This is a genomic window from Vibrio sp. 10N.222.52.B12 (assembly GCF_002875385.1).
GTDB lineage: Bacteria > Pseudomonadota > Gammaproteobacteria > Enterobacterales > Vibrionaceae > Vibrio > Vibrio jasicida.
In genome coordinates this window covers 128,393-141,677 of the sequence record NZ_MDAW01000145.1, presented here as the reverse complement: position 1 = coordinate 141,677, position 13,285 = coordinate 128,393, and the positions used below count along the sequence as shown (strand labels likewise).

At 43.5% G+C, this 13,285-nt stretch carries 13 protein-coding genes; 4 read left to right on the top strand and 9 right to left on the bottom strand.

From position 1 onward, the window contains the following. The first annotated feature begins 10 nt into the window (after window positions 1–10). Together BCT11_RS21440 and BCT11_RS21435 are read left to right on the top strand one after the other, a co-directional pair. Window positions 11–769 (top strand): phospholipase A, encoded by a 759-nt coding sequence (locus BCT11_RS21440; protein WP_038868679.1) that lies wholly within the window; start codon window positions 11–13, stop codon window positions 767–769. 234 nt (window positions 770–1,003) lie between these two features. Beyond that, complete coding sequence (locus BCT11_RS21435) at window positions 1,004–1,381, top strand: hypothetical protein (RefSeq protein ID WP_038868678.1); 378 nt, start codon at window positions 1,004–1,006, stop codon at window positions 1,379–1,381. Between the two features lie 148 nt (window positions 1,382–1,529). Here BCT11_RS21435 and BCT11_RS21430 read toward each other — a convergent pair whose 3' ends face one another. From BCT11_RS21430 to BCT11_RS21395, 8 genes are all read right to left on the bottom strand, one after another. Continuing rightward, window positions 1,530–2,633 (bottom strand): phosphoribosylaminoimidazolesuccinocarboxamide synthase, encoded by a 1,104-nt coding sequence (locus BCT11_RS21430; protein ID WP_042604569.1) that lies wholly within the window; start codon window positions 2,631–2,633, stop codon window positions 1,530–1,532. A 204-nt stretch (window positions 2,634–2,837) separates the two neighbouring features. Beyond that, window positions 2,838–3,230 carry a SulA-like leucine-rich domain-containing protein gene (locus BCT11_RS21425; protein WP_038874664.1) on the bottom strand — a complete coding sequence of 131 codons (393 nt, stop codon included), beginning with the start codon at window positions 3,228–3,230 and terminating at the stop codon, window positions 2,838–2,840. A 458-nt stretch (window positions 3,231–3,688) separates the two neighbouring features. Further along, the gene (locus tag BCT11_RS21420) at window positions 3,689–3,976 is read right to left on the bottom strand and encodes a hypothetical protein (RefSeq protein WP_038868673.1); all 288 of its coding nucleotides are present in this window, start codon (window positions 3,974–3,976) and stop codon (window positions 3,689–3,691) included. Window positions 3,977–4,242: 266 nt separating this feature from the next. Then, window positions 4,243–4,428 (bottom strand): hypothetical protein, encoded by a 186-nt coding sequence (locus tag BCT11_RS21415; RefSeq protein WP_038868672.1) that lies wholly within the window; start codon window positions 4,426–4,428, stop codon window positions 4,243–4,245. Between the two features lie 178 nt (window positions 4,429–4,606). Then, a complete protein-coding gene (locus BCT11_RS21410) occupies window positions 4,607–5,587 on the bottom strand; it encodes a J domain-containing protein (protein WP_038874669.1) in 981 nt (326 codons plus the stop codon). 76 nt (window positions 5,588–5,663) lie between these two features. Beyond that, window positions 5,664–6,332: an OmpA family protein gene (locus BCT11_RS21405; protein WP_038868670.1), complete on the bottom strand. Its 669-nt coding sequence runs from the start codon at window positions 6,330–6,332 to the stop codon at window positions 5,664–5,666. Window positions 6,333–6,488: 156 nt separating this feature from the next. Continuing rightward, window positions 6,489–7,184, bottom strand: coding sequence for a DUF2786 domain-containing protein (locus BCT11_RS21400; protein WP_038868669.1), 696 nt, complete (start codon window positions 7,182–7,184; stop codon window positions 6,489–6,491). A 142-nt stretch (window positions 7,185–7,326) separates the two neighbouring features. Continuing rightward, entirely contained in the window at window positions 7,327–8,010 is a 684-nt protein-coding gene (locus BCT11_RS21395; RefSeq protein ID WP_102389247.1) for a DUF3334 family protein, read from the bottom strand. A gap of 259 nt (window positions 8,011–8,269) precedes the next feature. Between BCT11_RS21395 and BCT11_RS21390 the strand changes: the two genes are divergently transcribed. Together BCT11_RS21390 and BCT11_RS21385 are read left to right on the top strand one after the other, a co-directional pair. After that, the gene (locus BCT11_RS21390) at window positions 8,270–11,305 is read left to right on the top strand and encodes an FAD-binding and (Fe-S)-binding domain-containing protein (RefSeq protein ID WP_102389246.1); all 3,036 of its coding nucleotides are present in this window, start codon (window positions 8,270–8,272) and stop codon (window positions 11,303–11,305) included. A gap of 92 nt (window positions 11,306–11,397) precedes the next feature. Beyond that, a complete protein-coding gene (locus BCT11_RS21385; RefSeq protein ID WP_045402635.1) occupies window positions 11,398–11,859 on the top strand; it encodes an isoprenylcysteine carboxylmethyltransferase family protein in 462 nt (153 codons plus the stop codon). A gap of 124 nt (window positions 11,860–11,983) precedes the next feature. On the opposite strand, the gene BCT11_RS21380 is transcribed toward BCT11_RS21385, so the two are convergent. Further along, the gene (locus BCT11_RS21380) at window positions 11,984–12,709 is read right to left on the bottom strand and encodes a DUF3581 domain-containing protein (protein ID WP_038868665.1); all 726 of its coding nucleotides are present in this window, start codon (window positions 12,707–12,709) and stop codon (window positions 11,984–11,986) included. Window positions 12,710–13,285: the final 576 nt, after the last annotated feature.

Below are 13,285 nucleotides of genomic sequence, written 5' to 3'. Positions count from 1 at the left end.
AAGGAAAACGATGAAGTATAAAGCAATTCCACTATTGTTATGCCCCGTATTGGCTTACGGAAAAAGTATTAATCACATCTCCACTTACGAAGATAACTATGTCCTCGGTACATACACCTCAGACATTAATCAAGATGCTTACAATGAACTCGGTTCTGAAATGGACTCATTACAGCATTTTGAAGTGAAGTTTCAAATCTCCGCTTCGATTCCATTTTATCGATTTAACTCTGGTACTGCGCTGATGGGTGCATACACACAAAAATCTCTCTGGCAACTTGCTAACTCTGACATATCTTCTCCGTTCAGAGAGACCAATTACAAACCTCAAGTATTTCTCGCGCACCAATCCAACATGTTTTTATTCAACCACTTAGAAGCGGGCTATAAGCATGAATCAAATGGTCAATCAAGTAAGCTTTCTCGCAGTTGGGATAGGTTATATATCGCCGCCGAACGTTTTTCAGGCCCTGTGGAATACGGTGCACACGCTTGGTGGGTAATCACCACTGAAAATGATGAAATGGAAGACTACTATGCGCCTTATGAACTTTGGGCAAAGGTCTACACTGGCGCTGGTGTGTTCAATACTCGAGGCTTTTACAACTTTGCTGATGATAAAGGTGGCATCGAGTTAGGTTATACCTTGTACTTTAATGACATCCTTGGTCTGTATGTTCAGGGATACCATGGTTATGGCGAAACGCTCATCGACTATGATCACTCTCAAACTCGCGTGGGGCTTGGTATTCGATTGGTGAATTTATAAAGGGCTTTACTTGCTTGGTGTGCTTAGCAACGTTTTTAGTTAAGCGTTGAAAATATTAATCAATTGGATGCTTATATATGGCGAAGCTGTACATCATTTGTTACAAAGCTGGTTTTAATATTTCCTTTTGAGGTCAAATAAGGGCATAAAAGACCATTGTTTTATATCCTATTGCTATATCAAAGTAATTGAACGATATTTTGTATATCTCATTTTAGAGTGTCGAGGCATAGGATGGAGCAACAAGGAAAGACATGCATTGAATTCGACTACACCAGCTTCCTAGGGGCAACGGGAAGTAAGAAGTGGACCTTTCTGGAAGCGTTCGCCACCATCGCGCCCATTTTTGGCATGATGTGGAAACAGAACATCGCGGAATTGAGCCAACCAGAGGATCGCCTTTGGGACGCTGCATTAAAATCGATGTCTTCACGTCAGAGCGATGAATCCAATTTAGTGATGTTGGCAAAGCTTGCAAAACATGAAGGAATCCATGAATTACGTGTAGTTATGCCTTATTCGTTAGACTTAAAACAAATCGAGTACATTGAATCTAGAAGTAAACTAAAAGTAGATACCACAGAGCAAGATGTCCTTAATTTGAAGTTCTAACACTAAAGCTATACCTTCCCCCAATCAAAAAAGCGATCGAGTATTCGGTCGCTTTTTTATTACCTGTTGTAAACCTGAGAACCAATGCTGTGTTTTAGCTTAGCTCCTTTTTGTATTCGTTTTTTACTCAGCGTTGAGCGAGTAAAGCTTAATCAATCAAACCGTATTCTTTGCTCAAGATTTCGATGATCTCTGCTTTCGGATTATTGCTCAACTTGATTGGCTGCCCTGTAATTTTTTCTGCGATGCCGATATACGTGCGAGAGATGTCCATCAAAGACTCTACTGGCAGATCGTTATCACGAGCAAGGGCGTCACGCTCGGGCATGCGCTCTTTGTTAAGCAGAATATCAGGATCAGGGAAGTGGTTTAATAAGAACTGACGGAAACCTTCTTTCGAGTTTTCAACGATGTTTCCGGCTTGGTATTCTTTTGTATCCCAAATACGTGACGAATCAGGCGTACCGACTTCATCCATGTAAATTAGCTTTTCGTTACCGGCAGCGTCGTGCACATAGCCAAATTCAAACTTAGTATCTACGAACGTTTGGTCAACGGCTTCAAGCGCATCGCTGATCACATTAAAGCCTTCTTTCAATAGCTTTTCGTATTGCGCAATGTCTTCTGCACTTGAGAAGTTGAAAGCTTCATAGTTCTCCACGATGTTTTGGCGAGTGATGTTCACGTCATCCGCTTCAGGAACGCCTGGAATACCTTTCAAGATACCTTTAGTTGAAGGTGTCATTAGTAATTCAGGTAGGGCTTTATCTTTCTCAAGACCTTCAGGAAGCTCAATACCACAGAATTCACGCTCGCCATTTGCGTAGGCACGCCACATAGAACCCGTGATGTACTTACGGCAGATTGCTTCTATCTTCACTGGCTTCGCTTTTTGTACGATCCAAACGAATGGGTGAGGGATGTCCAAGATATGACTATCAGCAAGGCCGTTGTCTTTGAACAATTTGAACCAGTGGTTAGAGATCGCGTTGAGTGCCGCGCCTTTACCCGGAACGCCTTTGAGTCCACCTTCGCCGTGCCAGATACAATCGAATGCAGAGATACGGTCACTGATCACCATGATGGCCAGTGGGGCATCAGTAGCGACATCGTATCCTTTTTCTTTGATCAGTCGTGCGCTGTCTTCTTCAGTTAACCAGTAAACAGAGCGAACTTTTCCGCTGTGAACAGGCTTGTGGGTGCGAATTGGCAGGTCGTCATTGACGGCAAGTACTTGATTAGCAAGGCTCATTGCGACATTCCTATCATCTTAATCAAACGTCATAAAGAGAAGATATCCAGCGAAAAGAGCACGCTGAATAAATCGAATGAGGGCATCATACCAGAACTATTTTAACTCGCCAGAGAAAAAGCAAACGTTTGCCTTAATTTGTTAAAGCACAAAAAAAGCCTCCTTAAAAGGAGGCGAGATGCAGGATGGATAACGTCGATCTTGTTAGTGGTACTTGTTCACTCTGCCTTCGACGAAAAAGACTTCACACTGATAACGTTGAGCAATATCGCGAAGCATTGATTGATTCATTAACGCAATCTTGTTCGATGCGACGACAGCGCTAGCGTTACCAGACTGAATAGCTTTAATCACGATCTCCACTTCAGAGAGCTGTTGAGACGGCTTCATCTGAATGATGTTTTGACAGCGAATGTGGGAAGCAGCAAGTTGCTCAAAATCAGGACGAGGGCACTCGGCGGTAAACAGAATCCATTGCTGTTGTTGAGACAAGACTGCCAACTTAGAAAGAAGTTGGTCCGACACATCCATAGGTTGTGTTGCTTGTGCCAATACGTTGTAGCGAGAGTATGTATGAGATTGAGTTTGTAACTGCATCTTACTGTTCCTTTATACATGCTGTATGTCTATACAGTAGTTTGTTTTTGATGCCTGATCAACCGATTTTTATGAATTGAGTTGAAAAACTTTCCCTTACTTATGAGTTGGTTTTTATCTAAGTTATTGAAACTAAGATATAAAGTTCGGTTTTTGATATGTTTGATAAACATGGTGAAATGTGAGGTCACCTGCATTCCGGAGCTGTATATACAGGTGGTTACTACTGTATATACCGTAATTTCGGCTTAGCTACACAGTGGTTTTAACCGGTTTATACAGTGCTTTTTCGTGATGGCACACAGTAGTGTTAGTGCTTTTGAGGGAGAAGAAAGGAAGAGAAAACAAGAAAGGCAGAGGCAGAACGTTCAAGAAAGCGCTTTGCTTTTACAGACAATGATAAAAAGCAGGCTGCGATTACGCAGCCTGAAAATACAAGGATCGATGTTTAATAATGGTTAGAATTCGGTTTTTGCACGTGCGATTTCTGTTTCAAATAGGCCGATGCTGCCAGCCCTTACAAGCTGAACCATAGTTTGAAACATAGTACGAATTTGTTCGATGTTACCTGAATTGGCGCGGGAGCATAAACTGCCAAGTTCGGAGTTTGCTAATCGCAATAATCGGCTTCTGTTAGGGCCAGAGACTTTTCTTTTAATTGTATTTTTCAAAACCATCAACTCGCCAGTTGCAACGGCTTCAGGAGGCTGGCTAGCAATAATTGCTTCCGCTTCATCTGTGTACATATGGTCACCTGTTTTTTTGTTTGAGCGACAAAACTATACTCCAGATAAATCGAGGGTTTGACCCGGTAACTAGGAAAACAATCGTGTTCACTATGAAATAAGTGACATCGTTTTTAATTGGTTAATTAATAGGCTGAGAAGCACCAGAGGGATAGGGAATATGAATTCCTTCTAGAAAACCGCGATGAAATAAGTATTGAAGTGGGATCAAAAAAGCGCCTTACAAAAAGGCGCTCTTGAAAATCAGTTCCGTTGATTTGCTCTTGTTAGCTTGCTCGTTGTGTCATGCGTTCGCGCATTTGCATTTCGCCTTGGTTAAACAGGCGAACATCTATTTTTGCGATGTCGTAACAGGATTTGCATGAGCTATGGTACTTGCCGTCGACATAATCATGACGAGTTACAAAGCTAGGTTTTTTACACCAGTCACAGGTGCCTTCTTCAGTGAACATTGATTTTCTCCCCACCTACATAAATTTTGAGTCGCTAGGTGTTATTTTTCGCCCAACATTATGGCATACAAAAGATAGTCAGGTTAAATGTCTGTTAATTTGTTTGAGAGGGAGATCGATTGCGAGCCTTGATTTGTGAGGTTGAAAGGCTCGTAAGATAAAGGTGTGTGGCTTATTTTTACTCTTTTGTAACATTTTGTGAAATGGTTTTAAACGCCTGATTTAAACGCTTCATCTCTTCTTCCGAGCCTCTAGAATCAGGGTGATAGAGTTTAGATAATTGTCTGTAGCGCAACTTCACTGCTTTACTGTCTGGAATAGTTTGCGGGGTATAGCCAAACATCGCACAAGCGACGAGAAGTTTTTGGTTCTCAGATTGACCTTTTATCTTCTTAAACTCTTTAAATACTTTTTCGAGTTGGCGCTTAAGTTGTTTATTGGCAAATTGAAGTTCTTTCACTTGTGTCTCTAATTGCAGAGAGCGTGACACTTCATTTGCTGCAGTGGCTTTGGCCTTTTGTGTGTGCCTGCGGTAACCGAATGCACCGCCACCAAGAAGTAGAGCAAAGCCCAGAGCGCCAGAGGCATACCAAACGTTGAAGTTTTCAGCTTTCTTTGCTTGTTGAATTTCAATGGTCTCTTTCTGTTCTTCGTCAGTGGCTTGCTTATCCAACTCTACAATTTCAGAAACTTGTTTGGCTCTGAGTTGATTGAAGCGATCTTCCAAAAACTGGTTATAGGCTTCTTCTGCCTGAGGATTTTTAAGTGCAGACAATTGATACCAAGCTTCGACGAGATCGGAATTCGATACTTCCGCTTGATGGTGCTGGACAAAATCAGCCAACAAAAAGCCACGGTCGGTAGGATCGTTTAACGCAACAGAAGTGAACCAATAAATCGCTTGGGTGAAATCCGTGTTGCCAGTTAAACCACGAGCGTAATCTTCTGCTAATTGTTTTTGAGCAGGTAAGTAATCTTGATGTGCCGCTTGCTCTAGCCAATAACGTGCGTCAGTAGGTGATTCTGGATTGGGTTTCAAAGCCAGTTGCTGCGCAAGCTCGAATTGGGCTTCAGGTTGTGTCGGGTTCTGAGAAGCAAATGCAGTGCTCGTAAGGCAGGCACTTAAAGCAAAGGTGAGGGCTGTGGTTCTGAAAGACATTGGGTATGTCAGGTCTAGCGAACGACGCTAGACCTGCTCCGGTAATCATTGTTATTACCGATATGGTGCAACCAAATTACTTCAGTGGCAAGATCTGGATTTCAACACGGCGGTTGCAAGCACGACCTTCAGAAGTTTGGTTAGAGCAAATTGGGTTTCGCTCGCCGTAGCCACGTGCAATTGCACGACCTGGTGCTACGTTTTGTGATACTAGGAACTGACGTACCGATTCTGCGCGACGCTCAGACAGTGTTTGGTTGTAAGAGTCACTACCAGTGCTGTCTGTGTAACCGTCGATCACGAGGCTTGTATCCGGGTATTCAACGAGGATACGAGCAACGCCACGTAGTGTGTTGTGGATGCTTGCGTCCAGTTGGTAAGAACTTGAAGAGAAACCAATACCGTTTTCCATGCGAAGTAGCAGCTGGTTTTCACCAACACGTTCTACTTGTACACCTGAATTCAATAGTGCGCGACGTAGCTCTGCTTCTTGTTGATCGAAGTAGTAGCCAACACCTGCGCCAGTAGCACCGCCAGCAGCCGCACCAATTAGAGCGTGTTTACGACGTTCTTTTGCGTCATCACCTGTTGCCAAACCGATAGCCGCACCAGCGATAGCACCGATCAGTGCACCTTGTGTGGTCGAGTTAGTCTCGTATTCACCTGTGGTTGCGTTTTGGCGTTGAGTTGCTTGACAGCCAGTAAGAGCTAGCACTAGCGCAAGTGCAATAGACATCTTTTTCAAGGGAAAATCTCCGTATAAGCTGAGGCGCAATTGCGCCTCATAATGGGATGCGAATTATGAATGAGTAGGTATTGATATTTGTTATGCGAACGTCAGATTGATAGAAGCTTTGTAAGCTTTTTCTTATAGTTGCTGATGTTATAACCGTTTGTGCAATTATTTAGACGGATTGTCTAACATCTTTCTCGCTTGTTCACCACCAACGCCACGGTTGACGGAAACCTTACGACCTTTTTTTAACCCAACTTCGTAATCTGCAGTTAGGTTTTTCATCGCTTCTCTGAGCTGTTGCTTGAACGTTTCGCGATCGATGTTTTTAAATTCTTTATCAATGTAATTATTGATTTTATTGGCTGACTCTTCATCTGGAGAGATAACAGGCAGTTTTTCCAACGCACCTTCAACCCAGCCAGAAACAAATGAGTTTACGCGGCGCGTTACTTCCATTGAAGAGGTCCCAGAACCGGCAAAACTATTGCGGAATTGTCCGGTGCTCTCGTTCATTTCACGGTAGATAATATCGAACGCAAAGGCCGCGAAAATAGCGCGGTCAGCCTCTCCGATAAATTCGACGCGTTTAAGCCCTTTGTGATTCAACAAGACGGCTTCAACACCAAATTTGGTATTGATACCACGAATCACGCGCAACAGCGTTGAACTGATGTTTGCTGGCAGCAGATGCGAAGATTGAGTTTTACCCATTTTGATAAACTCAATATCATCTTTATCCAAGCCATACTTAAGCATAAGGCGGTGCGCCATCTTGATAGCATTTGCAGCCTCATTTACGTTGGCGGAGTTGCCCAGTTCTAAGCACTTGGCGATTTTTTTCAGAGCTTTTTGTTTATCCATCGACGACCAATAACGAGAACGGAAATTTAGGAAGTCGGATATATTACCTTTTTTCAGTCAAAAACGGAATAACGGGAGTAGGAGAAAGGCAGCGAGAAAAACAAAGCCCCTTTAATGACAGGGGCTTTGGTGGGAAGTTGAATTACAAACCGAGTTGGTCGAGTAGGTCATCGGCATCGCTTTTGGAACTAGCTGCTTCCGATGCTTTCTTGTCTTCCATACTTTTGCGAGTGGCTTCTAAAATATCATCTGGGCTTTCATCTTCTGCCACTTCAAACTCTTCGAGTTGGATAAATTCAGTTTTGTCCATCGCAAGCTCAAGGTAGAAGATGTTGTTCTTCGCTGTTGAGAAGGTCACGCGGCGTGCTTGAGGTCGATCGAGGTTGGTATCAACTTGCAGAATCACTTGCTTATTGAGCGACAGCATTTTTGGTTGGTTCTGCGTAATATTGGTTTGTAGCTCTTTACGAATCTTGTTCGTGAAATCACCCACTAGTTGATTCATCAGTTCACCCAGTACATCGCCGACTTCATCTGATGTGTGTGAGATCGCCAGTTCCTCTTCTGGCATGCCCATATTGCGCATGTAGTTGGTGTAGATCTCAAGTGCTGCTTTTGCGGTAAAGTTAATCACTACAAGGCCCGTGAAGCCACCATCAAACAGTACAAAACAACCAAAATCCGGCTTGAGGCTGGTTTTATTGATCTTTTGTACCATTGCAGAGTAGTTAACTTGAGAAGAGGTTGCCGAAGTAAGAACGCCAGAAACCGACTGGCAAAGTTTTAGAAGGATATCTTCAGTGGTTACAACTTTATTTTTTTTCATCCTGAAAGCTCATATTGAAAGGCTATTTCCCCTTCAATGTAAGGCATCAAGCCTTAAAAAATAAAGCATAAGTTTAAATCTTGTATAGAGATTCTGATTTGAACGCCTTTTTAAATGTTGTAAAGTGACGTAATTCAAAGAAAACAACTTCATCCTCGTCTCGGTCTCAGTTTTATGGCTGCGGGTCGAAAATGCGTGGATGACTAAAAATTAGATAACCCGCAGCTGATTGGATCAGCGCAGTAGGGGCAGGAAGCAAATGTTACCAAGATTACACTCGCAAACGGATGTCGATCCTCTCGTTCTGAGTTTTCTCAAAGAACTCGAGCACTCCGGGTTTACTGGCGATATTGAAAGCCAGTACTCTAGTCGTCTCGCAGTAGCCACTGATAACAGTGTCTATCAGCAACTTCCTCAGGCCGTTGTTCACCCCAAAACCACCCAAGATGTCTCGCTCATCGGTAAATTGAGCAACAAAGAGGAATATGAGCGTATTACGTTCTCTCCTCGTGGTGGCGGCACTGGCACTAACGGTCAGTCGTTAACCAAAGGCATTGTGGTTGATTTGTCTCGCCACATGAACAAAGTCTTAGAAGTGAACGAGCAAGAGGGATGGGTTCGCGTTCAAACGGGTGTCGTCAAAGACCAATTGAACGATGCCGTTCGTCCTTATGGTTATTTCTTCTCCCCAGATTTATCGACCAGTAATCGGGCAACGATTGGCGGTATGATCAATACCGATGCTTCCGGTCAAGGCTCGCTAAAATACGGTAAAACGTCTGATCACGTTCTTTCTCTTCAAGCTGTTTTTGCCGATGGTTCAACCTTAGAGTCTGACCTTTCTCACGGTTTGCCGACTGAAGGCGAATTTGCTGACACGGCAATGCGTGTAACGGAATCTGTGTGTCGTGACAAACGCCAGCAAATCAACGACAAGTTTCCTCCGCTAAACCGCTTCCTAACCGGCTATGACCTTAAAAACGCATTTGATGAAGATGCAGACAGCTTCGATATCACTCGTGTTTTGTGTGGCGCTGAGGGCTCATTGGCGTTCATCACCGAAGCGAAGCTAAACCTCACCCGAATTCCTAAAGCGCGAACTCTGGTTAATGTCAAATACAACAGTTTTGATTCGGCTCTACGTAATGCGCCATTTATGGTGGAAGCAAAAGCGTTGTCCGTTGAGACTGTGGATTCAAAAGTTCTGAACTTGGCGAAGCAAGACATTGTTTGGCACACCGTCAGTGATTTGATTACTGACGTACCTGATAAAGAGATGCTTGGCATTAATATGGTTGAGTACGCTGGTCAGGATGAAGAAGAGGTTGCTTCTCAAGTCGCGTTTCTAACGGCCAAGCTCGATAGCATGCTAGAAACGGAAGAAGCGGGCATCATTGGCTACCAAGTCTGCAGTGATGTGGCGAGTATCGGCCGTATCTACAACATGCGTAAAAAAGCCGTGGGGCTATTGGGTGCTGCGAAAGGGCGCGCCAAGCCTGTAGCGTTTGCTGAGGACACTTGTGTTCCGCCAGAAAACTTAGCGGACTTTATCGTTGAGTTTCGCGAGTTGCTAGACGCAAAATCACTTAACTACGGCATGTTCGGCCACGTAGATGCTGGTGTTCTCCATGTTCGACCGGCATTGGATCTGTGCGATCCTCATCAGGAAGCCTTGATGCATGAAATCTCGGATGAAGTGGTTAAGCTGGTGGCAAAATTCGGAGGTTTAATGTGGGGCGAGCACGGTAAAGGTTTCCGCTCTGAGTATGGCCCTGAGTTCTTTGGTGAAGAACTCTTTACTGAATTGCGCCGTGTTAAAGCCGCGTTCGACCCTCATAACAAAATGAACCCAGGCAAAATCTGTACGCCGCTAAATAGCGATGCAGAGCTTGTCAAAGTCACCGATACCAAACGTGGTTACTTCGATCGCCAGATTGATGTTCAGGTACGTGATAGCTTCAAGCAAGCGATGGAGTGTAACGGTAACGGCTTGTGTTTTAACTACGACACCAGCTCGCCTATGTGTCCTTCAATGAAAGTCACTGCAGACCGTCGTCATTCGCCAAAAGGGCGTGCGGGTTTAGTTCGTGAATGGCTACGCCAACTAACAGAGCAAGGCATCGATATTCTCGATCTAGAAAAACAAACTCTGGAAAACAAAACGTCCATCAAAACCATGATTGACCGAGTCCGCCATTCGATTAATCGTCGCCACGAGTATGACTTCTCTCATGAAGTGTATGAAGCCATGAACGGTTGTTTAGCTTGTAAAGCGTGTGCTAGCCAATGTCCAATTAAAGTTGACGTACCGAGCTTCCGTTCTCGCTTTCTTAATATTTATCACTCACGTTACCAACGTCCAGTTAAAGACTATTTGGTATCGAACATTGAATCCATGCTGCCATTGATGGCCAAAGCGCCGAGTGTAGTAAATGGTGTGCTTAAGCAATCTTGGGTGCAAAGTTTGACTGCGTCGACAGTCGGATATGTTGATGCACCGCTGCTGTCTGTACCGACCTTGAAAGAGCGAATAGAGACGTTAACTACAGCTTACGATCTGCAAGCGTTGAGTGGTTTACCTTCTGAAGACAAGCAAAAGCATGTACTGATTGTACAAGACCCTTTTACCAGCTATTACGATGCTGAAGTAGTGGAAGACTTCGTCAAGCTCGTCAGAAAGCTCGGTATGAATCCTGTGTTGTTACCGTTTAAACCAAATGGCAAAGCACAGCACATTAAGGGTTTCTTACGCCAATTCAAGAGCACCGCACAAGATACTGCAAAGTTCTTAGACATGGTTGCGGATTTGGATATCCCTATGGTTGGTGTCGATCCTGCGTTGGTACTTTGTTATCGAGACGAATATGCCGAGGTATTGGGCAGTAAACGTGGTGATTTTGATGTGTTGACCGCTCATGAATGGCTCCACCCAAGATTAAGCGAGTTCCAGACATTAGAGTTGAAAGAGCAAGCACCTTGGTACTTATTCGCGCATTGTACTGAGAAAACCAAAATGCCAAATGCTGAGAAGGAGTGGGGGGCTATTTTCGCTCACTTTGGGGCGATACTAAATACAGTACCCGTCGGGTGTTGTGGTATGGCGGGTACATTTGGTCATGAAGTGGATAAGCTAACCATGTCGCGGGATATCTTTGACCTGAGTTGGAAGCCTAATCTAGATAAGTTAGACAATGAAAGATGTCTCATCACTGGCTACTCATGCCGAAGCCAAGTCAAACGCTTTGAAGGGGTAAAACCTAAGCATCCGGTTCAAGCTTTGCTAACCTTGGTATAAATAGCTTCGTAAGCCCAGTTTTACTGGGCTTTTTATCACTTATAACTCGCGTTCATTTTTGACACGCAGACGCTTTCATAAGGATATGAAAATTGAAAAAGCTTGAGCTTAAAGTGCCACCTGTCGCTTTGTTTTTGCTGATGGTGCTTCTGATGTACTGGCTGAAAGAAGCCATGCCAGAAATGAAAATTACTGTGCCGTTTGTTGAGTTTGTTACCGCTGGGCTAATTTTGATCGCGGGGGTTGTTGGTATTGCTGGTGTTTACGAGTTTCGAAAAGCTAAGACGACCGTTAACCCAGTCAAACCAGAAACTGCTTCGTTGGTGGTGGATACTGGTGTGTTCGCTTACACACGTAATCCAATGTACGTCGCGCTATTGCTTGTCATCATTGCGATTGGATTATGGTGGCAACACCTCAGTGTTATCTTATGTGGCGTATTGTTTGTTGCTTACATGAATCGCTTTCAAATTAAGCCAGAGGAGCGAGCATTAGAGCGATTGTTTGGTGAAGACTATTTAGATTATAAGAATCAAGTACGTCGCTGGATTTGATGACAGTAAAACAAACCGCAGATAAAAAGAAAAACACAGATAAAAAGAAAGCCCAGCAAAGTCGTTGGGCTTTCTTATGAATTTGGTTTTGAAATTGGTCGGCAGAGACTTTGTCTGTTAAGAACTAAGCTGCCTTAGCGAACTTTGCTAGAAAGGCGTCCTTACGCTCGTTGAAGCGTTGAACCAAATCGTCTACCGCATCTTGGTCGTATGGCTTAAGGCCACTTGCCACCATTCGCTTGATCCCTTTGCCTACCACTTCGCCGTCTTGTTTGAATGCAAAGTTTAGCGTTACCACACCGCGTTTACCTTCGACATCAAAAGTCGCGCCAGTAAAATCGACTTCCGGGTGAGTCAGATCGAGACGGTTAAATTCCACTTCCATGCTCTCGTAGATAACAAGAGGGCGCTGGCAGTTGATCATCATTTGTTTCTCTTCCATAAGAGGAACCATAATGTGTGGGAAGTTCATGCCAGAGAACTGAACGTAGTTTGTTACTACGTGTTCAATAAATGCAGCATCGCGGTTGGTTTCACCTTCGCGAGACATGTGTAGGTACTCTTTGCCTGCTTCATTGACGACCGCACTTTCTTTTTCACACTTATTTTCAATGTGAAGTGCAACGCCATCGCTTACCATTCCTGAGAAATCGAAACGCATTTTTTGGCTCACACCTTCTTTGCTCAGTAACACTGCAAAAAGCAGGTCTCCTGGAACACAAAAGCGTTTGTTGTCTTCATCATGAATAGGGTTGTAATCACCAGCTACGCGCTTGGCAAAGTGACTTGCTTGCTCGCGAGTAAATTGGAATTGGTGATTATTGTTTGAAAAATAAGGTGTTAGAAACATAATTTTTACGTAGTAACCGAAACTGTCAGGGATTATAGGCGAATATCTTCCTGCCAATGGTCCATCCAGTGGAAAGTTCACAGCATCTTAACAATGAGACGACAAGGGGGGTGAATAAAGCCACAGTCCACTCGTTCATCGTTGGCTTGGAAATACCTAGGAAAATAGGCGCTTTTATCAATAAATCATAGTTCAAATGTATCGTTTGAGGCTAAATATAGTTGGTGCAATGGCTTACTTCTCTTCATTTTGTGAGACATTGACTATTTATCATCGTAATTAATGAGTAATTTAAATATTAAATTGTTATAAAACAGCATCTTAACAATAGTCATGCCGAATAATATTGGCGTATTATTATTTGGCGTTTTGCACTATCTACATCCTCTTTTGTCCAAAAAGACACTATTGGTTCTTTTGTAACTAACAATCTCTGCCTAACCTGACCTAAAGATAATCAAACAGAAACAGTAATCTATATTGTTATTATTATCCGTATTGGGAGCGTTCCCATAATTTATCCTTATTAATTTTAATGTCTTACTTATCATTACCTTAAGTGGCGAATCACTTACA